Source organism: Pseudoalteromonas sp. SG41-2 (assembly GCF_014164535.1).
Taxonomy (GTDB): Bacteria; Pseudomonadota; Gammaproteobacteria; order Enterobacterales; family Alteromonadaceae; genus Pseudoalteromonas; species Pseudoalteromonas rhizosphaerae.
Window position 1 is genome coordinate 40,569 of record NZ_JACJFK010000013.1, and the last position, 23,663, is coordinate 64,231.

General features: G+C 41.7%; 21 protein-coding genes and 7 tRNA genes. 13 read left to right on the plus strand and 15 right to left on the minus strand.

The genetic code is table 11. The features are described 5' to 3' along the window. The first annotated feature begins 49 nt into the window (after positions 1-49). Positions 50-1,306: an adenylosuccinate synthase gene (locus tag H5186_RS11890; protein ID WP_182794488.1), complete on the plus strand. Its 1,257-nt coding sequence runs from the start codon at positions 50-52 to the stop codon at positions 1,304-1,306. 162 nt (positions 1,307-1,468) lie between these two features. Here the strand turns inward: H5186_RS11890 and H5186_RS11895 are convergent, their stop codons facing one another. After that, positions 1,469-1,921 (minus strand): Lrp/AsnC family transcriptional regulator, encoded by a 453-nt coding sequence (locus tag H5186_RS11895; protein WP_182794489.1) that lies wholly within the window; start codon positions 1,919-1,921, stop codon positions 1,469-1,471. A 107-nt stretch (positions 1,922-2,028) separates the two neighbouring features. Between H5186_RS11895 and rarD the strand changes: the two genes are divergently transcribed. Beyond that, the gene (gene rarD, locus H5186_RS11900) at positions 2,029-2,928 is read left to right on the plus strand and encodes an EamA family transporter RarD (protein WP_182717959.1); all 900 of its coding nucleotides are present in this window, start codon (positions 2,029-2,031) and stop codon (positions 2,926-2,928) included. 131 nt (positions 2,929-3,059) lie between these two features. On the opposite strand, the gene H5186_RS11905 is transcribed toward rarD, so the two are convergent. Further along, positions 3,060-3,749 (minus strand): DUF3334 family protein, encoded by a 690-nt coding sequence (locus H5186_RS11905; protein WP_145242354.1) that lies wholly within the window; start codon positions 3,747-3,749, stop codon positions 3,060-3,062. 115 nt (positions 3,750-3,864) lie between these two features. Between H5186_RS11905 and cmoA the strand changes: the two genes are divergently transcribed. The 5 genes from cmoA (at position 3,865) to H5186_RS11930 (ending at position 8,230) form a co-directional block, all read left to right on the plus strand. Beyond that, on the plus strand, positions 3,865-4,590 hold the full coding sequence (gene cmoA / locus H5186_RS11910) for a carboxy-S-adenosyl-L-methionine synthase CmoA (RefSeq protein WP_145242356.1): 726 nt from the start codon (positions 3,865-3,867) through the stop codon (positions 4,588-4,590). A 20-nt stretch (positions 4,591-4,610) separates the two neighbouring features. Further along, entirely contained in the window at positions 4,611-5,579 is a 969-nt protein-coding gene (cmoB, locus tag H5186_RS11915; protein WP_182717957.1) for a tRNA 5-methoxyuridine(34)/uridine 5-oxyacetic acid(34) synthase CmoB, read from the plus strand. 200 nt (positions 5,580-5,779) lie between these two features. Beyond that, a complete protein-coding gene (gene purM, locus H5186_RS11920) occupies positions 5,780-6,832 on the plus strand; it encodes a phosphoribosylformylglycinamidine cyclo-ligase (protein WP_145242360.1) in 1,053 nt (350 codons plus the stop codon). Then, positions 6,832-7,479, plus strand: coding sequence for a phosphoribosylglycinamide formyltransferase (gene purN, locus H5186_RS11925; protein ID WP_145242362.1), 648 nt, complete (start codon positions 6,832-6,834; stop codon positions 7,477-7,479). Before purM ends, purN begins: the two co-directional genes overlap by 1 nt. Beyond that, entirely contained in the window at positions 7,433-8,230 is a 798-nt protein-coding gene (locus H5186_RS11930; protein ID WP_404675521.1) for a DUF3108 domain-containing protein, read from the plus strand. Before purN ends, H5186_RS11930 begins: the two co-directional genes overlap by 47 nt. 96 nt (positions 8,231-8,326) lie before the next feature. Here H5186_RS11930 and H5186_RS11935 read toward each other — a convergent pair whose 3' ends face one another. Further along, positions 8,327-9,091, minus strand: coding sequence for a class II glutamine amidotransferase (locus tag H5186_RS11935; protein ID WP_149982940.1), 765 nt, complete (start codon positions 9,089-9,091; stop codon positions 8,327-8,329). A 299-nt stretch (positions 9,092-9,390) separates the two neighbouring features. On the opposite strand from H5186_RS11935, the gene fadE reads away from it, so the two are divergent. Next, entirely contained in the window at positions 9,391-11,847 is a 2,457-nt protein-coding gene (gene fadE / locus H5186_RS11940) for an acyl-CoA dehydrogenase FadE (protein WP_149982939.1), read from the plus strand. A 4-nt stretch (positions 11,848-11,851) separates the two neighbouring features. On the opposite strand, the gene H5186_RS11945 is transcribed toward fadE, so the two are convergent. Beyond that, positions 11,852-12,967 carry a DUF6136 family protein gene (locus H5186_RS11945; RefSeq protein WP_182794490.1) on the minus strand — a complete coding sequence of 372 codons (1,116 nt, stop codon included), beginning with the start codon at positions 12,965-12,967 and terminating at the stop codon, positions 11,852-11,854. Continuing rightward, a complete protein-coding gene (locus H5186_RS11950) occupies positions 12,964-13,554 on the minus strand; it encodes an ATP-binding cassette domain-containing protein (protein WP_182794491.1) in 591 nt (196 codons plus the stop codon). Before H5186_RS11950 ends, H5186_RS11945 begins: the two co-directional genes overlap by 4 nt. Before the next feature lie 191 nt (positions 13,555-13,745). Between H5186_RS11950 and H5186_RS11955 the strand changes: the two genes are divergently transcribed. Further along, positions 13,746-15,692, plus strand: coding sequence for a S9 family peptidase (locus H5186_RS11955; protein WP_182784928.1), 1,947 nt, complete (start codon positions 13,746-13,748; stop codon positions 15,690-15,692). 190 nt (positions 15,693-15,882) lie between these two features. Here H5186_RS11955 and H5186_RS11960 read toward each other — a convergent pair. The 9 genes from H5186_RS11960 to dnaQ all read right to left on the minus strand — a co-directional run bounded on the left by H5186_RS11960 (position 15,883) and on the right by dnaQ (position 18,846). Further along, positions 15,883-15,959 (minus strand) — tRNA-Asp (locus H5186_RS11960). A 54-nt stretch (positions 15,960-16,013) separates the two neighbouring features. Then, positions 16,014-16,090 (minus strand) — tRNA-Asp (locus tag H5186_RS11965). A 37-nt stretch (positions 16,091-16,127) separates the two neighbouring features. Continuing rightward, positions 16,128-16,204, minus strand: a tRNA-Asp gene (locus H5186_RS11970). A gap of 38 nt (positions 16,205-16,242) precedes the next feature. Then, positions 16,243-16,319, minus strand: a tRNA-Asp gene (locus H5186_RS11975). 31 nt (positions 16,320-16,350) lie between these two features. Continuing rightward, a tRNA-Asp gene (locus tag H5186_RS11980) sits at positions 16,351-16,427 on the minus strand. A gap of 41 nt (positions 16,428-16,468) precedes the next feature. Then, positions 16,469-16,545, minus strand: a tRNA-Asp gene (locus H5186_RS11985). 27 nt (positions 16,546-16,572) lie between these two features. Further along, positions 16,573-16,649 (minus strand) — tRNA-Asp (locus H5186_RS11990). A 98-nt stretch (positions 16,650-16,747) separates the two neighbouring features. Continuing rightward, entirely contained in the window at positions 16,748-18,091 is a 1,344-nt protein-coding gene (locus H5186_RS11995) for a TIGR03503 family protein (protein WP_404675522.1), read from the minus strand. Positions 18,092-18,132: 41 nt separating this feature from the next. Then, a complete protein-coding gene (gene dnaQ / locus H5186_RS12000) occupies positions 18,133-18,846 on the minus strand; it encodes a DNA polymerase III subunit epsilon (RefSeq protein WP_182717952.1) in 714 nt (237 codons plus the stop codon). Positions 18,847-18,914: 68 nt separating this feature from the next. On the opposite strand from dnaQ, the gene rnhA reads away from it, so the two are divergent. Both rnhA and H5186_RS12010 read left to right on the plus strand, forming a co-directional pair. Beyond that, entirely contained in the window at positions 18,915-19,382 is a 468-nt protein-coding gene (gene rnhA / locus H5186_RS12005; RefSeq protein ID WP_145241653.1) for a ribonuclease HI, read from the plus strand. A gap of 85 nt (positions 19,383-19,467) precedes the next feature. Beyond that, entirely contained in the window at positions 19,468-20,331 is an 864-nt protein-coding gene (locus tag H5186_RS12010; protein ID WP_182761640.1) for an MBL fold metallo-hydrolase, read from the plus strand. Here the strand turns inward: H5186_RS12010 and H5186_RS12015 are convergent. Beyond that, positions 20,302-21,060, minus strand: a complete 759-nt coding sequence (locus tag H5186_RS12015) for a class I SAM-dependent methyltransferase (RefSeq protein WP_145241649.1) — start codon at positions 21,058-21,060, stop codon at positions 20,302-20,304. The genes H5186_RS12010 and H5186_RS12015 overlap by 30 nt on opposite strands. Positions 21,061-21,112: 52 nt before the next feature. Between H5186_RS12015 and gloB the strand changes: the two genes are divergently transcribed. Together gloB and H5186_RS12025 are read left to right on the plus strand one after the other, a co-directional pair. Then, positions 21,113-21,898, plus strand: a complete 786-nt coding sequence (gene gloB / locus H5186_RS12020; protein ID WP_182794492.1) for a hydroxyacylglutathione hydrolase — start codon at positions 21,113-21,115, stop codon at positions 21,896-21,898. A 135-nt stretch (positions 21,899-22,033) separates the two neighbouring features. Further along, a complete protein-coding gene (locus H5186_RS12025; RefSeq protein WP_149982931.1) occupies positions 22,034-23,617 on the plus strand; it encodes a LysM peptidoglycan-binding domain-containing protein in 1,584 nt (527 codons plus the stop codon). Positions 23,618-23,663 lie beyond the last annotated feature (46 nt).

Here is a 23,663-nt window from a genome sequence, read left to right on the forward strand (position 1 = left end):
TTTAATAGAGCGCATACCATATTCGTTCAATCAATTTGGAGATTAAATTATGCCGTCAATTGTTGTTGTAGGTGCAAACTGGGGTGATGAAGGCAAAGGCCGTATCGTCGATTTTCTAGCTGAGAACGCATCTGCGAGCATTCGCTTTCAAGGTGGTAACAACGCCGGACATACCGTTGTGAATGACTTTGGTACGTTTAAACTACACCAATTACCAAGCGGTATTTTTAATCCTGATTGTATTGCAGTACTAGGCCCAGGCATGGTGATAAGCCCTGCGGCATTAAGCGAAGAAATAGCCGAAGTTAACGCCGCCGGTGTTGATGTAAAATTATTTATTTCTGATCGTGCAACGTTATGCTTACCATTACACGCCCTTGAAGATACCCTCGAAGAAGTGCGCTTAGGCGATGCCGCTTACGGCTCTACTCGTCAAGGAATTGCACCTGCATACGGCGACCGAGTAATGAAAAAAGGCATTTTAGTTGGCTGGTTAAATCAGCCAGACGTTTTATTAGAGCGTATTCAATTTATGCTGGATTGGAAAATGCCACAGCTAAAAGCCCTTTACCCAAGCTGTGATTTTTCACAAACAGCTGAACAAATGACTGAGTGGTTATTAGCTGTCAGCGCTCCTTGGCGCGAATTTATTTGTAATGTAACAGAGCCTTTAAAAGCACTGCAAAAGCAAGATGCTAACTTGCTGTTTGAAGCGCAGCTAGGCGCAGGCCGCGATTTAGTTTACGGCGAATACCCGTATACTACATCATCAAACGTTACTGCTGCCTATGCAGGAATTGGCAGCGGACTGCCAGCTTTGCGCCCTGAGCGTGTTATCGCTGTGGCTAAATCATTTAGCTCATCTGTTGGTACAGGTACACTCGTTACCGCCATGGCAGAGCAAGACAATTTTCGTGAAAGCGCTAACGAATATGGCGCAGTGACTGGCCGCCCACGTGATATGGGTTATTTTGATGCAGTTGCCACCCGTAACGGTGTTGAATTACAAGCAGCCACTGAAATCGCTTTAACCAAAATTGATTGCCTATCTGGCATGAAAGATTTAAAAATCTGCGTTGGTTATGCAGGCGATCACAGCGAGAACCCTATTTGGCCACAAACAGCGGCTTTAACGCCAATCTATGAAAGCATGCCAGCGTGGGATGAAGATATTACCGGTTGTCGTACCTTCGACAGTCTGCCTGCTGCAGCGCAGCATTATGTAGAACGCATCGAAGCACTGATGGGAGTACCTGTAAGTATGGTGTCTGTGGGCCCTGAGCGTGAGCAAATGATTATCCGCTAAACACTCAATTGCTATAACCCAAGTGGTTTTATAAACCACTTGGGTTATACGCTAGGCAATTGCAGATTTTCATCCACTATCTGAACAAAAATATTTTGAGTCAGTTATTCAAAAATATAAATCATTCCATCATAAAATAATTGATTGTCACCACAAGTGTATTTAAAGCACATTTAAACTCGATTTAACGCGTTCTAGTACAACGGTGGTTCTAAATGATTTGATATTATCGTTCTCATGAAAAAACTTATTACAAATCTCTTGAAAGCGCTGCATATTAGGCACAACTAATATCAGTACAAAATCGGCTGCACCCGTAACATAATAGCATTGCTGCACTTCAGGACCTGAAAAACGTTGCTTTAGTACCTCAAGCTCAGAAATATGTGTCCTGTTAACCTCCACTTCTACTAAAATAGTGATAACTTGATTTAGCTTATCTGGGTCTAAAATCGCCACATTTGATACAATATAACCATTTTCCCTGAGTTTATGGATACGGCGCTGCACCGAGGCGGTTGATAGATGTACCGCTTCAGCCAGTTTTCGAAGTGGAGTTTGGCAATCTTTCTGGACTAATTCTAAAAGTGCATAGTCATAGCGATCTAGTTTCATAATATCTCAAGGTGATAAATTTTCTCGCAAACAGTACTTTTTTAGAGCCCATTTATCAATGGTATTGAAATAAAATATACACACCTAATCTCTTCTATATACCGACTATGCAAAACTCTACTAAAACTTCATTGGGAGTTACTTTAAATATAATTTCATCAGCACTTTTTGCACTAATGTTTGCTTACACTTCACTGTTAAATGAACTTCAAGGTCAAGAAACATATGGTTGGCGGGTTTTATTTACGGTGCCATTTTTAACTGTTTTTATTCTACTAAAAGGTTACTGGCCACTAGTACTGGGCATATATACGAGGGTGCGATATGAAAAGTATTTTTGGCTAACACGGCTCCTTTCATCTTTTTTAGTTGGTGTACAATTATGGCTATTCATGTGGGCACCCGTAAATGGATATGGTTTAGCGGTTTCATTAGGCTACTTTATCATGCCAATTACTATGGTAATTATCGGACGGCTTGCTTTTCAAGAGCGTTTAACCCCGCATCAAAAAGTAGCATGTTTATTTGCTCTCATAGCTATTTTAAATCTATTAATTGTTTCTCAATCATTTTTGTGGCCGGTTTGGGTTGTATGCATAGGTTACCCTATTTATTTTTGGCTACGAAAAAAAACCAACACTAATAACATTGGTTGCACATGGGTTGATATGCTCTTGAGCCTTCCTATAGCCTGTTATTTTATCTTTGCCAATGGACAAGTTGTCACGGAGTTAACCGTAAATTTAACATTGCTTTATTTAGTAGTAGGCCTTGGGGGGATTAGTGCTCTAGCGCTTTCGTTTCAATCCCTATCTGCCCCCTATTTAAATTTAAGCCTTTTTGGTTTACTCGTTTATGTTGAGCCTGTGCTGCTATTAATAGTGGCGATTCTTTTAGGCGAGACTATCAACCAAAAGGATTGGCTTACGTACATAGCTATTTTGCTTGCGGTCGTCACATTAATTCTTGAAGGTATAAGAAAGTTACATTTAACTCATTATCGCTAACATTGCTTACTTCTTATATTGCAACGAGGTTTATCAGTAATCCCTTAAAGCAACCAACTCCCCACAAACCAAAAAGCGCAAGGTAAACTCGCGCTTTTGTTGTGTTATTTAAAGCTTAAAGCTTGGTAGCTTTATAAACCAAGTTCTGCCATAAAGTCGTCATCTAAATCACTTGCTTTAGCAGCATCATCAGCAGCTTTTTGTTTTTCTGCTTTATGCTTTGCTTCGTTTTCAATGATGTCATCTGGGTCAATAGCTTCAGCAATATCAAAATCGTGCAATTTGATAAACTCAGTTTTATCCATTGCTAATTCTAAATAAAAGATATTTTGTTTACTGGTGGTAAATGTCACGCGCCGTGCTTGCGGTCTATCCATCGTAGTATCGACCGAAATCTGTACTTGCTTATTGATGGCCATCATCTTCGGTTGATTTTGGGTAATTGAAGTATGTAACTGCTCGCGTACCTTTGAAGTAAAATCACCAACGATTTGGTTCATCAATTCACCGAGTACATTTGAGACGTCGTCCGATAAATGACTGTGAGCGAGTTCTTCTTCAGGCATCCCCATATTACGCATGTAATCATGATAAATCTCCATCGCCGCTTGCGAGGTGAAATTAGTAATTACCAGTCCTGTAAATCCGCCATCAAATAACACAAAACAACCGATATCAGGACGCATACAGGTGCGGGTTATTTTTTGTACCATTGCTGAGTAGCTAATACTATTACCACTTGCCGATGACAATACACTCGTTACAGAATGACAAAGGGTTGCCAATATATCATCTGTGCTGATCACTTTACTTTTGCTCATAAACTTCTCTTTTTCTACTTGTTATTCATTATTCTAGCCAAGCTACTGAAATTATCACTGACTATCCAGCATAAAATGCTAAAATAACCCTATTATTTTTCAAGAGACTGTTTGTGTGAACATAAAAGACAGCATTTATGCCACTGAGCAAGCGGTTAAAGACTTTAGCTTTGACCAACATGTAGTAGAAGTTTTCCCAGATATGATCCAGCGCTCAGTTCCGGGTTATGCAACCATTGTTAGTACGATGGGTAAATTGGCCGGTGAATACGCGCAAAGCAATTCAAACCTTTATGATTTGGGCTGTTCCCTTGGCGCAGTAACATTAAGCATGCGCCGTAATATCCGCACTGATAATTGCCATATTATTGCCGTTGATAATTCACAAGCCATGGTTGAGCGCTGTAAATTACATTTGCACGGCTTTCGCTCAGAAGTACCTGTTACAGTGACGCTTGGTGATATTAATGAGCTAAATATTGAAAACGCGTCAGTGGTCGCCATGAACTTTACTTTACAGTTTATTCCACCCGCACAGCGCCAAGCCGTGCTTGAAAAAATATACGCGAATTTAAAACCCGGTGGTGTATTGCTGTTAAGCGAAAAAATCAAAGGCGAGAACGAGCAATGCGATAACTTGCTGATTGACTTGCACCACGATTTTAAACGCCACAATGGTTATTCTGAATTAGAAATTAGCCAAAAACGTACCGCCATTGAGAATGTAATGCGCCCAGATACTTTAAATGCTCACCTTTCTCGACTTACCGATATTGGCTTTAGCCAAACCCAAGTATGGTATCAATGTTTTAATTTTTGCTCACTGGTAGCAATCAAGTAACAAATATAAAGAGTAATTCAATGTCTCAATGGTTTAACCAATTTTACGCCGCAATCGCACAAAGTCCGCTAAGTCACTGGCTGGAAACGCTACCTAGCCAATTAAAACACTGGCAATTAGAGGCCAGTCACGGTGATTTACCAAAATGGCAGAAAGTGTTAAAAAACTTGCCTGAAGTGGCGACCAAACACGTCAATATTATCGACAAAGTTGAAATTGGTGCCCCTGGCGAAATGACCGACGGCGAACAAAAACAAGTTACACACTTATTAAAACGAATGATGCCATGGCGTAAAGGCCCTTTCAGCCTACACGGTATTGAAATTGATACTGAATGGCGCAGCGATTGGAAGTGGGACCGTTTATTACCGCACATTGAGCCGCTAAAAGGCCGCACGGTTTTAGACATCGGCTGTGGCTCTGGCTATCACTTATGGCGGATGCGCGGTGAAGGCGCTGAGTTTGTGGTTGGCATTGATCCGTCTGATTTATTTTTATGTCAGTTTCAAGCCATCAAACACTTTAACCCAGATGAAAACGTGCATTTATTACCGCTAGGTGTTGAAGCCCTGCCTGAGTTAAAAGCCTTTGATACGGTGTTTTCGATGGGTGTGCTTTATCATCGTCGTTCCCCTATCGACTTTTTAGCACAATTAAAAGCGCAGCTTCGCCCAGGTGGTGAATTAGTGCTTGAAACCTTAGTCATTGAAGGCGATGAAAACACAGTACTCGTGCCCACTGACCGCTATGCGAAGATGCGTAACGTGTGGTTTATTCCGAGCACGGCAGCGCTAAAACTCTGGATGGAACGTGTTGGTTTTAAAGATGTGCAAGTGAAAGACTGCGCTATTACAACGCTTGAAGAACAACGTAAATCAGATTGGATGGAAAACGAGTCCCTGATCGACTTTTTAGATCCAAACGATACTAGTAAAACCATTGAAGGTTACCCAGCGCCGTTGCGTGCAATTTTGACTGCAAAGGCTTAATACTAAAGGAACTAGGTTTTAGGTGCTTGGAACTACCTAGCACCTGCTACCTAAATCTATTGTGTCATTATACGGACAAGTGTCCTTGTCAATAATAGTAAACTCATATTTGAACTAGCCGCGCCCTTGCAATTGTTGTAAAATACGCGCGTTTCTAAGCATACACATGCAAAACCATGCAACTTTTTTGAGGAAATCCTGTGAGCGAACAAAAACAGTCTCTAAGTTATAAAGACGCGGGCGTAGATATCGATGCCGGTAACGCACTTGTTGAGCGTATTAAAGGCGTAGTTAAAAAAACCCGTCGTCCTGAAGTTATGGGCGGAATTGGTGGCTTTGGCGCACTTTGCGAAATCCCAGCTGGTTATAAGCAACCAGTACTTGTTGCAGGCACTGATGGTGTTGGTACTAAGTTACGCTTAGCTATCGACCTTAAAAAACACGATACTGTAGGTATCGATTTAGTTGCTATGTGTGTAAATGACCTTATCGTTCAAGGTGCTGAGCCATTATTTTTCCTAGATTATTATGCAACAGGCAAACTTGATGTTGATACTGCCGCAGACGTAGTAACAGGCATTGGTAAAGGCTGTGAGATCTCTGGCTGTGCATTAATTGGTGGCGAAACTGCTGAAATGCCAGGTATGTACGAAGGCGAAGATTACGACATGGCTGGTTTTTGTACTGGCGTAGTTGAAAAAGCAAATATCATCGATGGCACAAAAGTAGCTGCTGGTGATCAACTGATCGCGCTTGCATCAAGCGGCCCGCATTCAAATGGCTTCTCATTAATTCGTAAAGTACTTGAAGTATCAAATGCTGATACAAGTGCTGAATTTGAAGGTAAAACATTAGGCGAAACTCTGCTTGAACCTACACGTATTTACGTTAAACCATTACTTGAGCTGTTCAAGCAGGTAGATGTTCATGCTCTTTCGCATATTACTGGCGGCGGCTTTTGGGAAAATATCCCACGCGTATTACCAGAGTCTGCAAAAGCAGTTGTTAAAGGTGATAGCTGGCAGTGGCCTGGTATTTTCAATTGGTTACAAGAAAACGGTAACATCACCACCCACGAAATGTACCGCACATTTAACTGTGGTGTAGGTATGGTATTGGTTGTGCCTGCTGACAAACTTGAGCAAAGCTTAAGCATCTTAAAAGAGCTTGGCGAAAATGCTTGGCACCTTGGTGAGATCCATGATGCTAAAGCTGGCGAAGAGCAAGTAGAAATCCTAGGCGGCCGTGATTAATGGCCCCTGCTCGTCTAGTAGTCTTAATTTCAGGTAGTGGCTCTAATTTACAAGCCATCATTGACGCCTGTAATAACGGCGAGATAAATGCAAACATAGCGGCTGTTATTAGTAATAAAGCAGACGCTTATGGCCTTGAGCGAGCAAAGCAAGCGGGCATTGCAACAGCAGTGCTCAGCCATAAAGATTTTGACTCGCGCGAAGCCTACGATGCGCAATTAATGAACGTTATTGATTCTTTTGCACCAAATCTAGTTGTATTAGCTGGGTTTATGCGTATTCTTACTCCTAACTTAGTGCAAAAATTTAAAGGAAAAATGTTGAACATTCATCCTTCTTTGTTGCCTAAGTACCAGGGGCTGAATACCCACCAAAGAGCAATTGATGCAAAAGATGACATTCATGGCGTAAGTGTGCACTTTGTTACTGAAGAGTTAGACGGTGGTCCTGTCATTCTTCAAGCCAAAGTACCCGTGCTGGCAGATGATACTGCTGACACATTAGCAAAACGCGTGCATGCACAAGAGCATATAATTTACCCTTTGGTGGTCAAGTGGTTCAGTGAACAACGACTTACTATGGAAGCAGATTATGCAGTTCTTGACAAAAAACAACTTCCTGCACACGGCGCGCACTACCCAGAATAAAAAACTAAGTGCCTTGCTATTGTGTGCGGGCACTTTATTACTTCCTACTAGTTTAATTGCTGGTGAACTTACTCAATTTGAAGCTAACTATGATATTTTGCGCAAAGGCGAAAACCATGGTCAAGGCGTCCGCACATTAAAAAAACTAGCAGATAACAGTTACCAAGTTAGCTACCACAGTGATATTGAGTGGATGATATTCTCAGATTCACGTAAAGAGACATCAAATTTTACTTTCAGCGACAAAAAAGTCACGCCTGTAAGTTATAGCATGATCCGCACAGGCACAGGCCCGGATAAAGAATATACACTGCAATTTGACCACACTAAAAAAATCGTAAACAGCAGTGAAAGTAAATACCCCATTGAATGTGAGTGGTCTGAGCAATTTCAAGACTCAATTTCATATCAAGTACAAGTGCGCGAAGAATTAAAAATGGGTAAAACCAGCTTTTCGTACCAGCTAGTTGATAAAAAAGGCAACTGTCGTGAGTATAACTTTGAAGTCGTTGGTAAAGAGACTATTTCCCTACCAATCGGTAATATCGAAGCGATCAAAGTAAAACGCTTATATGATAATGATAAACGCCAAGCGCTTGCATGGTTCGCCCCTGAAATGGATTACATGCTAGTTAGGATGTGGAAAGGCGAAAAAGGCGTAGAACAATTTGAAGTACAACTTAAGTCGTTCACGGTAACCAGCCCAGTTGCATTACCTGAAGAAGTTAAAAACGAAATAACACCGGAATAAATTGCTTGCAAGACGAAAGGCTCAAGTGTGACGATCATAACTTGGGCTTTTCAGCTTATAACCACATTAATTAAGTTCAAACGTTAAAACTGACGGCTAAATTAACTCACCCATTTTAAACAACGCAAATTCACCTGGTTCCATTTTTTGCCAGCGCTCATCGTTGGTCAGTGGCCGAGTAGCGATCACCGTTACGACATCATTTGGCGTAGTTTCTTGTTGAAAATCTACCACCATATCTGCATCAATTAACGTAGCCTTACCGAACGGCGCACGGCGGGTGATCCAATGCAAATTATTAGTACAATACGCTAACACATACACACCATCAGTCAGCAACATATTAAACACACCTTTTTCACGTAAAGTATGTGCAAGCTTTGCCGCATAACGAAACACTGACGCCATATTAGCTGGACGTTTAGGGTATTTTTCACGAATTTGATCGAGTAACCAACAAAACGCCAATTCACTGTCGGTATTACCCACTGGCCGATAATATTCAGGTTTTAAATCATGATAATTCGAAAGCTGACCATTATGCGCGTAGGTCAGCTCCCTGCCCCACAACTCACGGGTAAAAGGATGCGTATTTTCAAGACAGACACGGCCACGATTACCTTGGCGAATATGGCTAATCACCGAGACACTTTTAATGGGATAGGCCTTTACTAACTTGGCAATTTCAGACTGACAGCTAGGCTCAGGATCTTTAAAAGTACGACACCCCTTCCCTTCATAAAAAGTAATGCCCCAGCCATCTTTATGCGGACCTGTGTTACCACCGCGCTCTAACAGCCCTGAAAAACTAAAACAAATATCTGTAGGCACATTCGCCGACATGCCAAGCAACTCACACATAAAATAAATTAACCTTTCAAAAATTTTTATACTTTTAAAATACTACTTTTTAAAAAGCGTAAACCCGTAACTTAGGCCTTAGCGGCATTGTTAAACATAAGCAAGGGCAAGGCAAGCAAGAAAACAGCTTAATTTTTTCTCAAATAAATCATACTGACGAATCACACATTTATCCGTATGCTGATGTGCACAGATTACAAATTAACAGTCACTGATATTTTCACTAAGCTACTTGATAATTATTCACTCTAGCGCTACTCTAACTAAAGGTGGTCTGACCTCTATTAAGGATTGAATACATGACACTCATATTTACACTTGGTTTAATCGTGCTGCTCAGCATCGCGAGTTACCACAGAGCGAGCTGGAATACTGCCCTTGGCGTTTCCATCGCAACACTTGTCATTGGTACCTTTGCAGGTGCATTTGGCGCAATTAGCTGGTTGATCTTCTTGATCATTGCAGTGCCATTGTCTGTTACTGGCATTCGTCAGCAATATATTATTAAACCTATTTTTGCCATGTTTAAAAAAGTTACTCCAACTATGTCTGAAACTGAAAAATCAGCCATTGATGCGGGTACAACATGGTGGGAAGCCGATCTTTTTTGCGGCCGTCCTGATTGGAACAAATTACACCAATACCCAATGCCTAAATTGACAATCGAAGAGCAAGCCTTTATCGATGGTCCAGTTGAGGTGGTATGTAGTATGTTGGACGACTGGGAAGCAACTCATGAGTTAACCGATTTACCACAAGATGTTTGGCAATACCTAAAAGATAATAAATTCTTTGCCATGATCATTAAAAAAGAATATGGCGGCCTGCAATTTTCTGCCTTTGCACAATCGTGTGTACTGCAAAAGTTAACCAGTAAATCTACCCTGCTTTCATCAATTGTAGGCGTTCCTAATTCATTAGGTCCGGGCGAATTGTTACAGCACTATGGTACTAAAGAACAAAAAGATCATTACTTACCTCGCCTTGCTAGTGGTCAAGAGATCCCATGCTTTGCCTTAACTTCACCAGAAGCAGGCTCTGATGCCAGCGCCATTCCAGATTATGGTGTGGTATGTAAAGGTATGTGGGAAGGCGAAGAAGTCATTGGTCTTAGCCTAACATGGAACAAACGTTATATTACGCTAGCGCCTGTTGCGACAGTATTAGGTCTGGCGTTTAAACTACAAGACCCAGATGGTCTACTAAGCGATGTTAAAGAGCCAGGTATTACTTGTGCACTTATTCCTACAGACATGCCAGGTGTTGAAATTGGTCGTCGTCATTTCCCGCTAAATGTACCATTTCAGAATGGTCCTACTCGTGGTAAAGACATTTTCGTACCGCTTGATTACATTATTGGTGGACCAGAAATGGCCGGCCAAGGCTGGCGCATGCTGGTTGAATGTTTATCGGTTGGTCGTGCTATTACATTGCCGTCAAACTCAACGGGTGGTATTAAAACAATTGCACTTGCAAGTGGTGCATACAGCCGTATTCGTCGTCAATTCCGTTTACCTATTGGCCAAATGGAAGGTGTTGAAGAGTCACTAGCAAAACTAGCAGGTTATGCGTACAGCTCAGATGCGGCTGTTAGCATGTCAACTGGTGCGGTTGATTTAGGCGAAAAGCCATCGGTTGTTTCGGCAATCATTAAATACCATTTAACCGAGCAAATGCGTGATTCAACCAACCATGCAATGGATGTTCACGGCGGTAAAGGTATTATGCTTGGGCCAAATAACTATTTAGGTCGTGGCTATCAAGGTGCACCAATTGCCATCACTGTTGAAGGTGCAAATATCTTGACCCGTAATATGATTATTTACGGTCAAGGTGCCATTCGCTGCCATCCATTTGTACTGACTGAATTGGGTGCCTGCGCAATCGAAGATCGTGAAGAAGCGCTAGCGGTATTTGATAAAGCGTTAATGGGCCACATCGGCTTTACTATGTCTAACCTTGTACGTACTAAGTGGATGAGCTTTACCGGAGCCCGTTTTGCAACTACGCCATTTAAAGACGAAACAGCTGAGTTTTACCGTACTGCGTCACGCTTTAGTGCGTCACTTGCATTGATGTCTGACATTAGCATGGCTGTATTTGGTGGCTCACTAAAACGTAAAGAGCGTATTTCCGCTCGTTTAGGTGATTTGCTTAGTTACCTTTATTTAGTGTCTGCAACGCTGAAACGTTATAACGATGAAGGCCGTAAAAAAGAAGATTTACCGCTTGTACAATGGAGCTGTCAAGATCACCTTTACCACTGTCAACGTGCACTTGCTGATTTAATTAACAATATGCCATCAGCTCCGCTTCGTGCAGCACTTAAGTTGATGTTGTTCCCGTTCGGTCGTCCAGTTCGTAAACCGACTGATAAACTTGAGCATAAATTAGCACAAATTTTACAAGTACCTAGCGAAACACGTAACCGTTTAGCAAGCTACGTATACTTAACAAATGAACCACTTAACTTAGTTGGTCGTCAAGAGCAAACGCTTAAAGACGTGCTAGCTGTTGAACCTTTATTTGATAAGGTATGTCGTGAAAAAGGCGTTAAACTGCCTTTCTTCCAGCTTGATAAAGTTGCTCAGATGGGACTTGAAGCGGGTATTTTAACGCAAGCAGAGGCTGATCAGCTAGCAAGCGTTGAAAAAGCACGTTTAGATGTTATTAACGTTGACGACTTTGACCCTGCAGATTTATTAGCAGGCAAAGCTGCACGTAATAACACGGCAAAAAAGGCGAATGCTGCTTAACATATTAAGTTAACACAGCCAACAGCCCGCCTGTTGTGATCATCCAAACCAGCGCATAATGCGCTGGTTTTTTTTGTGCTATATATAATTGTAATGTACCCCAGCCAACACTCAGGCTCAGTAATAGCCACTCTATTTGAGCGACAAACAACAGATAGCTGCTAAGTGTTATCAAAAAGAACAAGCAACTTGGCATAAATTGGCTGATAAAAAACAGCCGCGATTGGTTATTTGCTTGAAAAAATAGCTGGTACTTATCATGTAGCTTGCCACAATCAAATTGCAGTGAGCTGGTAAACAACACCATAAAAGCGGCGGCTATCACACTAAATATAGCCTCTAAATCAGCACGCTCATTGAGCAAAGTAGTGATTGCCATAAATACACACAACAATAAAGCCACTCGCCATACTAGTACCCTGCTATGTTGCATAAAAAAGCTCAGCCAAAAAGTAGATAATGCATTGACCGATAACCGGTCGCTCAGCGAAAATGCTGGCAACAACATGCTCAGCGCAAATAATATAATAAAGCCACAGTGATAGGCTAACGGCGCTATATTAATCGGTAGCAAGACTAAAATAGCAGTAAATACTAAGCCATATATTAATGCTCTTGGCTTGTACAAACACAGTACACCGAGGCTAAACTGCTGTAACATAAACAGCACAAAATGGGGTGCTCGTAGCCACTGTGAATAGTTTAAATCCAGCGCAATTACAGCACTTGCTAGCAACCAGCCATTGCTTAAAACCAATAGTTTTATATCCATTAACTTAAGCCAGTTTGACCTTACAATAGTGCGTTGAAAGAGCCGCTGCTGACTATTTTGAATGGCTGATTTCATTGCACTGAGCATCACGCTTTGCAGTAATAGATACAGCCACGCCATTTGAGCGCCATATTGCGGCGCATCTATGCTGTCGATGATTTTGCCCAGACCTAAAAATAACAGCAAAATCATTCCAAGCATGGCTGAGCCAAGTACCACTAAAAATAATAAGCCGAAGTTTTTAAGTTGCTGTAGTAGTTGTGCCAGCTCAATTTTATAGGCCTGATAACGATACTGCATAAATGAGCGATATTGTGCAATCTCAAGCTTAATACCTAGCTTGCTCATAAGAGGACACACTCAAAGCCATGCTCGATAAACGGCGCCGGCTCATGGCAAGTGATAATGATTTGCCCATGCGCTTTATCTGCTAAATAATTATCTAGTAAACCAAGTAAATATATAATGCTGGCTTGATCAAGTGCCGCACAGGGCTCATCTAGTAACAAATACGGCGCACCGCGCATTAACGCTAAAATTAATTGGCACTTTTTTTGATTACCCGATGACAACGCATCAAAACGAGTCGCTAAAAAATCTGAAAAATTAAAGCCGCTGATAAGCGCTGTCGGCCAATCGCAGCCTAAACTGCTAACCGTTAAATTGATAATTTGTTTCGCGGTTAAAAACTCAGGCAGCGCGATGCGATCACTGGCAATTGCTACCTGTTTATAAGGCTCAGACAACACCTTGCCTGCAAATAATATCTGTCCACTTTGTGGTTGCTCAAGTCCAGCAAGCATCATTAGCAGCGTGGTTTTACCTTGACCGTTCGGCGCTTCAATACATACCCTCGGTGCTGTAAAGCTGATGCGATAATCTTTATATAGGATGTTTTGGGCAAATTGCTTGTGTAAACCACTAACTTCAATCATCACTTTCCTTTTATATGAGAGAGCCTTTTATATGAGTGAGTATTATAACGTAGGCTGTATTTTTAACGATACAGGCTTTGTAACACTTTGTTGCAGTTAAAATCAGCTAAAAACTTGCGTTAAAATAGGGTTAGGGCAACACTAAAACCGGTAAAAATATGATTAGATAACAATAAACCAAGGAATGTACTATGAACAAAAAATTGCAATTTGCCGCACTCGCCTGTGCAATCAGTATTGCCTTGAGCGGTTGTAGCCAATCAACCTCAACAACAGCCGTCACCACAGTACAGTCGCAGCAAACTCAGCAAGTTAGCACCTATAATGCTAAAACCTTCTTTGATACCACCGCAATTATGGGCAGTAGCTTTTCACCCAATGGCGATAAAGTACTGGTAAGCTCTGATGAAAGTGGTATTTACAGCTTGTATGAAGTAGATGCAAAAACAGGCAACAAAACCCGCTTAACCAATTTTCAGGATAGCACCTACCCTGTCCGTTACTTCCCAAATGATGAAAGGGTCCTCTTTACCAAAGATTCTGGCGGCAATGAGCGCTTTCACGTCTACGTCCGTGAACTTGACGGGTCAATAACAGATTTAACCCCCGGCGATGAAACCCGCGCAAGCTTTGCAGGATTTACAGAAGATAGCAGCGAGTTTTTTATTACTAGTAACCAGCGCGATGCTAAATTTATGGACTTATACCGCGTTGATAGTAAAACCTATAAAATCACCCCTGTTTATCAAAATACGCTTGGTTTAGATGTCGGAGCAATCAGCCCCGATGGCCGCTATATCGCACTATCTAAAAATAACACCAATAAAGACAGCGACACATTTATTCTCGATACCTATAAAAAGACCCTCAAACCACAGCTAATTTCAAAACACAATACACCAGCTCAATACACGCCTGAAACCTTCTCTGTTGATAGTAAATACTTATACTACTCAACGGATGCTAAAGGCGAGTTTTCACAAGTGTGGCGTTATGAGTTGGCCTCAGAGGAGCATAGCCCTGTATTAAAATATAATTGGGATGTCAGCTTCATTTATTTTTCTAAATCAGGGCGTTATCAAGTCAGCGGTGTCAATGCCGATGCCAGCACTAAAGTCACGGTGATTGATACCCAGTCAGACAAAGAGATTGCGATGCCTCAGTTACCCGCAGGTAACTTACGTGGTGTTAACTTTTCTGCAGATGAAAAAAGCATGGCGTTTTACTTAAATTCAGATACCTCGCCAAGTAACCTGTTTGTCTGGCAAGTGGGTAGTGATAAGGCACAGCAATTAAGTAATACTTTAAGCAAAGAGATAGATCAAAATGATTTAGTTGAAAGTACCATAGTGCGCTTTAAAAGCTTTGACGGTTTAGAGATACCCGGCGTACTTTATAAACCCAAGCAAGCCAGTAGCAATAATAAAGTGCCAGCGCTAATTTGGGTGCACGGTGGCCCAGGTGGCCAAAGCCGCACTGGTTACAGTGCAATGCAACAACATTTAGTCAATCATGGCTATGCTATTTTTGCGGTTAATAACCGTGGCAGTTCAGGCTATGGTAAAACCTTTTTTCATTTAGATGATAAAAAACACGGCACCGACGACTTACAAGACATTGTTTACGGTAAAAAACACTTACAAAGTTTAGATTGGGTCGATGCAGAAAAAATCGGTATCATAGGTGGCAGCTACGGTGGCTTCATGACCGCAGCAGCGCTTGCTTTTGAGCCTGAAGAATTCAAAGTGGGCATTAATATTTTTGGTGTCACCAACTGGGTAAGAACGCTCAACTCAATTCCACCGTGGTGGGAAAGCTTTAAAAAAGCGTTGTACGATGAAATGGGCGACCCTGCAACGGACGGCGAGCGTCATCGTGCAATCTCACCGCTATTCCATGCTAAGAATATCACCAAACCATTAATGGTTATTCAAGGCGCCAACGATCCGCGCGTATTACAGATAGAAAGTGATGAGTTAGTTGCCGCAGTGAAAGCCAATGGCGTACCGGTCGAATATGTATTATTTGACGATGAAGGTCATGGTTTTAGCAAAAAAGAAAACCGTATCAGTGCCTCCAACGCGTATCTAAACTTTTTAGATACCTACTTAAAAGAACGCTTTGGCCCACAAGGCTAATATATTAAAGCTGACTAGAAGTTTAATTATAAGCCTGTAATTCTGATCAAGATTGCAGGTTTTTTTATGTTCTTTGTCAAGTTCAGATAAGATAACTGATAACTGATAGCTGATAGCTGATAGCTAAAGTATGTTTTATTGCAATAGGTATACAAGGATTTTATAAGCTTGTTATTGAGGAAATAACAAGTGGCGGAGTGGACGGGACTCGAACCCGCGACCCCCGGCGTGACAGGCCGGTATTCTAACCAACTGAACTACCACTCCGCAGTGGTATGTGCATGGGGTAATGCACTTACTAATTTTATTACTGATATCAAGTGGCGGAGTGGACGGGACTCGAACCCGCGACCCCCGGCGTGACAGGCCGGTATTCTAACCAACTGAACTACCACTCCGCAGAGATATCATTATACTTGTTATTACTTAATTTGTTGGCGGAGTGGACGGGACTCGAACCCGCGACCCCCGGCGTGACAGGCCGGTATTCTAACCAACTGAACTACCACTCCAGCATACAAATTTTGTAATATAACATTGTTTAAATAGTTGGCGGAGTGGACGGGACTCGAACCCGCGACCCCCGGCGTGACAGGCCGGTATTCTAACCAACTGAACTACCACTCCAGCGCATATTTAAACTGTTATTTTTTCTTATTGGCGGAGTGGACGGGACTCGAACCCGCGACCCCCGGCGTGACAGGCCGGTATTCTAACCAACTGAACTACCACTCCATAATAAGAATATGTTTTACAACCATATGTTGTGTAAGTGTTGGCGGAGTGGACGGGACTCGAACCCGCGACCCCCGGCGTGACAGGCCGGTATTCTAACCAACTGAACTACCACTCCAGCGTGTACTTACAAATTGTCGAAAATTGGCGGAGTGGACGGGACTCGAACCCGCGACCCCCGGCGTGACAGGCCGGTATTCTAACCAACTGAACTACCACTCCACATTTTCGTTGCTGTCTGAGTCTCCCCTGACAGCGGCGTGAATAATACGAACCAACCCCTACTTCGTCAAGGGCTTTTTTGTTTTTTTACAGGTTTTTTAGTCATCTGACATCGAAAGGTTTAAAATTTCACCGGATCTATCACTTTTTGAACCATTTTTGTCGAGTTCTTTTTTTTCATTACTTTGCGGCTCATTTTCAACTGCTGTTTTTTTCTTCAAAAATGGTAAGTTGATTTTCGGCATGATTGATTTTTTCTGCACAAATACACGAATTGCTAACCAACCCAACAGCAAAACCAGTAAATTCCCGCCAACAATTAAACTAATAAATGTAATTGTTGCCATTGATTCGGCTTCCTTAGCAACTCTTTCTATTTCTTGTTGCTGTGCTGGGGTAATAATTGGTGCTGGTAATTCAGGCACCACTTCAATTGGCCGCTCGATTTCAAATTTATAGGTCGGTAAAGTTGCCATAAATTCACGGCCATTTACATTAGTGCCAAAAACAGACAGTTCAACACTGTATCGCCCCCAATCATAATTTTTAATCGTCAGCTGGCGGGTCAAACTGTTTTTAGCATCAAGCGTAAACATTTGCTCTTCATTATTGGGATAATAAATTTTACCTTGGATCAATACCGTCTCTGGTTGCACTATTTGGTTATCGAGGGTAATAGTTAAATGATGTTCTTGCAGGTCATCTTCGGCTAAGGCGATTTCATAACTAAAGGGGGGTTCTTTAACTTCGATAAGATCTTGCACGACGGTGCGCTTTAATAATGGGGTTTCAATATATAGCTCTGGTCGCCATTGTCCGGCTGGGAAAACTAATTTAAATTCACCGGTAAAAATACCATCTTTAGGGCGCTCATCGAAACCACGGCCATCGTCTTTAAATTCAGCAACATTCTGAGTGCCAGCGCCAAAGTTTGCAAAGTCACTGTTATTGGTGCTAATAAAATCAACATTTAAACTGACCACATCCCGAAATAAGCCCACTTGAATCGGCTCACCATCATTTAGTATTTGCCCTGTAATTTTAACTGTTTCGCCACGAAACAGTAATGGGGGTAATGGTTCGGCTTGTAATTCTACTTCTCCTAACACCACAATCCGGCTTTTCGGCAAAATACTACCAACGACCTGCCAAGGCCCAGGCATTGGCTGCTTAATAGTAATCAGATCATAACTTAGCTCATCAAACCATTGTAGGTTGTCATCTTTTCTCGCCGAGGTTGCATAATATTTACTGCCATCGGGTTTTACCAATACCACTGCTGGTGCACCGGGCTTGCGAAAAAATAATAAGGTGATTTCGTCAACTTTATAATCAATACGAAAACGATTTTCCAGTAAAGGAATTTCATTTTGCCGCCCATCGCGCTGCAGTAAGGTTATTTTATCTTCATTTGTTGCACTGCTGGTGTTTGGTAACATCATAACCAAACACACAACTAACATTATGCTTCTCATGTTTTGCCTTATTCGGCGCGCCATATACATTGACCACCGGCTTCGTTGACTATATTTAATCGCTCTTCGTGAGCGAGTTGCTCATCATTATTGGCTTGTAAGACCACCAGCGGTGGACGGTTTGAATCTAAACGACGCAGTTCTTTTTGTTGTTGCTCACTGCCTTGATTTTTATTTTGATTAAGATTGAGCTTTACCTGCCCCCCCGTCATCGCTAAATAAACGTCAGCTAAGATCTCAGAATCCAGTAGTGCGCCGTGTAAGGTACGCTTAGCGTTATCTACATCATAACGCCGGCATAACGCATCTAAGTTATTCTTCTGTCCTGGATGCAAGTCACGCGCCATTTTGAGGGTGTCGAGAACTTGGCAGTAATCATGGGTTCTTTGATAACCTTGATTGAGCAACGCAAATTCATTATCCATATGACCGACATCGAACGGCGCATTATGAATTACCAGCTCCGCCCCTCTAATATAGTCGAGAAACTCTTGAGCTATTTGATGGAATAACGGTTTATCACGTAAAAACTCATTAGTGATACCATGAACATCAATGGCTTCTTCGTCACTTTTGCGCTGTGGGTTGATATAAACGTGAAAGTTATTGCCGGTTAAACGACGATTCACTAATTCCACACAGCCAATTTCAATAATACGATGCCCTTGTTTAGGGTCGATGCCGGTGGTTTCTGTATCTAAAACTATTTGTCTACGTGCCATATCGAATTTAGCCTGACTCTGGTATCTTTCTATAATCACTTTATTGTACATAAGATCAAGGGAAAACAGTGCAAAAAACCGTAGAGATTTACACCGATGGCTCATGTTTAGGTAATCCGGGCCCCGGCGGTTATGGTATTTTTATGTTTTATAATGACCACGAAAAAAAATTAAGCCAAGGCTATACCCTCACCACCAATAATCGAATGGAAATGCTCGCAGCAATTGTTGCTCTTGAGAGTTTAAACCGCCCGTGTGAGATAAACCTCACCACCGACAGCCAATACGTGAAACAAGGTATTGAATCATGGCTTGCTAACTGGAAGAAGCGAGGCTGGAAAACGGCTGCTAAAAAACCAGTTAAAAATGTCGATTTATGGCAGCGTCTTGATGCAGCCTGCGCCCGTCATAATGTGACTTGGAAGTGGGTAAAAGGTCATAGCGGCAATAAATACAATGAAATTGTTGATGATTTGGCGCGTGATGCCGCTGGCAGTAAAGATTTATTAGTCGATGAAGGTTACAACCCTGAATAATATTAGTAGGTAATTCATCATAAACCATTTAACAACTTAGTTATATGATATAAGCTTTGGATATATTAAATAATGGAGTTGTTAAATGGCTATCTCGATCGAGTCTTTTTTTCATCAGCAAAGTGCTACCTTTACTTATTTAGTGTCTTGCCAAACCACTAAATCTGCCATGTTGATCGATGCCCCTGCTGACTTTGATGCTGCTAGCTGTACGTTAAGTTTTCAAACCGCCGACGAGATCATTGCCCATATAAACGATAACCAACTTATTCTTGAGTGGGTTTTAGAAAGCCACGCCCATGCAGATCACATTACTGCCGCCAGTTATATAAAGCAGCAACTTGCGGCATATCATCCTTGCAAGTTAGCAACCGGTAAAAAAATAATACAAGTGCAGGAGCATTTTAGCCGCCTGTATAATATTGATATGCCATGTGATGGTAGCCCATTTGAACAGCTATTTACTGATAACGAGCATTTTGCACTGGGCGCACACAAGGTTACTGTATTAGCGACACCAGGCCATACTCCAGACAGTGTGTGTTATTTAATTGAAGGCAACTTGTTTGTTGGTGACACATTTTTTATGCCCGATAGCGGTACTGCACGCTGTGATTTCCCAGGTGGCAGTGCCAAAACGCTTTATCAGTCACTGCAACGTATTTTAGCCCTGCCCGATGAAACTATTTTATGGATGTGCCACGACTATCAGCCGGGTGATCGCCCGCTTGCCAACAAAACATCGGTACTCGAGCAGCGCACCAGTAATATTCATCTACAAGCCTCTGAGCAAGATTACATAACAACCCGTAGCGCCCGTGATGCAACACTCAGTGCGCCTAAATTATTGCACCCAGCAATACAAATGAATATTCGCGCAGGCCAATTACCAAAAGCACAGCAAAACAGTCAGCGTTATTTAACGCTTCCGCTCACAGTGTTGCTTTGAGGTTTGCCGTAAACCCGCTCCTTTTACTGGAGCAAACTGTGGACGAGCGTGCCATTTAGGCTTTATGGGTGTCAAAGGCGCAACTCGTTTACGAGCGACCAACATATACACACTTCCCATGGGTTTTAGATATTGCTTGGTAAAACGTCGCCATGGCGCAAACCGCGATAAACGGTTGCCTCGTGCTAATGACGAATAAATAAAACGTTCATCACTGACTATTTCAAAACCTAATAGGTTAAGCCAATCTTTTACTCGTGCGGGAGTGAAAAAGCGTCCCGTCCATGGCAACTTTTGACCGCTAAAGGGCAACAATTGCGCCAGTCCACATAAACTAAATGGGTTAAACCCGGTGATCACCATATAGCCACCTGGTATTAAGGTGCGGTGTGCTTCACGTAATATATGATGCGGATCGGTGTGATACTCTAAGCAATGGCTTAATATACAGGCATCAACACTGTGCTCGTAAAAAGGGAGTTCATCTATATCGGCAACAACACCTGTAAATGGTCCTGACTCTGCTACGCAGACTTGGTGTTTAATGGTGCTTTTACTGGTATTAAGTTCGCCACTGAGATTACCGAGTTTTAACATGTGATAGCCAAACATTCGCGGTAACCACTTGGCCATTTTACGTTCTATATCACTACGTAAATAGTCACCATGAGGAAACTCTTGCCACGACAGTGGTTTGGGTCCTTCTTGAAAACTAAGGGCTGGTTTCATACGCTGAGCTCGTTATACTGTTTGATATCGTCACTTTATAGAGCAATGTCACATGGTGCAAGTCAAAGCAATTAAAGCCTTTTCTGATAATTACATTTGGTGCCTTAGCGACCCTACAAGTTCGCAAGCATGGGTAGTTGACCCAGGTCAAGCTGAACCAGTGTTAACTTATTTAAACCAAGCAGGTTTGACCTTAGCGGGTATTTTAGTTACCCATCATCATTATGATCATACTGATGGCGTAGCCACTTTGTGTGAAAAATTTGTAGGTATTGATGTATACGGCCCACACAATAGTCCATTTAAAGGGATCACAAAACCATTAATGGACGCGGATAAGATAACCGTACTTGGGACAGAATTTTCCATCATAACAACACCTGGACATACCTTAGATCATATTTGTTACCTTAACCCTAATTTAGCATTTACTGGCGACACTCTTTTTAGCGGTGGCTGTGGGCGTTTATTTGAAGGAACCGCTGAGCAGATGCAGCACTCTTTTGATAAATTAAAAAAATTACCACCTGAATGTGAAATTTATTGTACCCATGAATACACGCAGGCAAATTTAGCTTTTGCGTTGGCGGTGGAACCTAGCAACCGCGATTTAATTGAGTACGCACAGTGGGTAGATATTCAGCGTCAAAATAATCAAATTACCTTACCAAGTACACTCGCATTAGAGCTAAAAATAAACCCATTTATGCGAACTGATATTACTGGAATACTAAAGCGCTTACCTGAAACATATAATCCGAGTACAAAAAGCACCTTACAAAATAATGAACCTTGGCAAAACTTTGCAGGTCTTAGAATCTGGAAAGACCATTTTTAAAAAACAATCTAATAATAATCAAGCAATTAAATTTTTAGATAGTTGATTATTACGATTTTAGATAGTCAAAAAGTGGCAATGTTATCTCATTACAGGTAGTATTCGCCGAGTTTTTTACCTGATGCATTGGTATTTATGAATAAATCCCCCCTTGTTTTAGCCTTAGCACTAGTGCTAAGTGGATGTCAAACATTAACATCAACACAACCTGATGACCTAGTTGCTAATCACCCAGAACAATCGCAACTTGAAGGCGCAAGCCCAAATGATATTAGCGAAGCGTTGATGATCAATGCGCAATATCACCAAGTAAATGATGTAGATGAAGCACCTATTTTTGATGATGTATGGGAGCGTATTCGTTATCAACTATCGATTGAAGTCCCGCAAAATCGGCCTGTCGTCACTGAGCGTAATTACTACGCAAGACACCAAGCTTATTTAGACCGTATTTCAAAACGTGCTGAGCCTTATCTACATTTTATTGTAGAAGAAATTGAAAAACGCGATATGCCAATCGAAATTGCATTGCTGCCGATTGTTGAAAGTGCCTTTGATCCATTTGGCTACTCATACCGCAGTGCATCAGGTATTTGGCAATTTATGCCACAAACTGGTGAGCGTTTTGATTTAAAGCAAAACTGGTGGTACGACGGTCGTCGTGACATTGTACAATCAACCCGTGCGGCGCTTGATTATCTATCTTATTTACATAAAACCTTAGAGGGTGATTGGCTCAACGCCATCGCGGCCTATAACTCAGGTGAAGGGCGTTTATTACGCGCCATAAAAAAGAACCGTAAAAAGCACTTGCCTACTGATTTTTGGTCTCTTGATTTACCCAGTGAAACCACCACCTACGTACCAAAACTATTAGCATTATCAGACTTATTAAAACGCCAAGATGACTTTGGGATAAAGTGGAACCCGATTATCAATGCACAAGTTGTTGAAGCGGTTGATGTAGGTTCACAAATTGATTTAGCACTGGCCGCGGATATGGCTGATATTAGCCTGACTGAATTATATCGTTTAAATCCAGGTTTTAATCGCTGGGCAACGGATCCAAATGGTCCTCACTTTTTATTATTACCAACAGATAAAGTTGAGCAGTTTCAACAATTATTAGCTAAAACAGCGATGAAAGATCGTCTGCGTTGGCAACAATATATTGTCGCAAGCGGTGACAGTTTATCGGTGATTGCGAAAAAGTTTGCCACCAGCACCAGTGCTATCAAATCACTCAATAAACTAAAGTCAAATACCATTCGTATTGGTCAGCAATTATTAGTGCCGTTAAGTGACGGTGCAATCAATAGTAAACACTTACCAAAGCAAATGCGTATGGCGGTGAATAACAATAGTCAAAAGAAGCTCTCGCATACGGTTAAAAATGGCGATACTTTATGGGATATAAGCCGAGAGTACGATGTAACCATTAATGAACTCGCTAGCTGGAATAAACTTAAAAAGAATAGTGTGTTACGTTTAGGACAAAAGTTAACGGTTTATCAGAGCCCTAAGACCCCTCAGGCGGCGTTAGCCAGTACCAATCGAACAATCACCTATAAAGTTCGCCGTGGTGACTCTCTGGCTCGCATCGCAGCTAAGTTTAATTTAACAGTCAACGATATTATCAAATGGAATGACTTATCAGGACAAAAATACTTACAACCAGGACAAAAGTTAAAGCTTAAAGTGGATGTGAAAAGCACCTAAACGAAGTTATACAGATAATAAAAAAGAGCGTTTTCGCTCTTTTTTA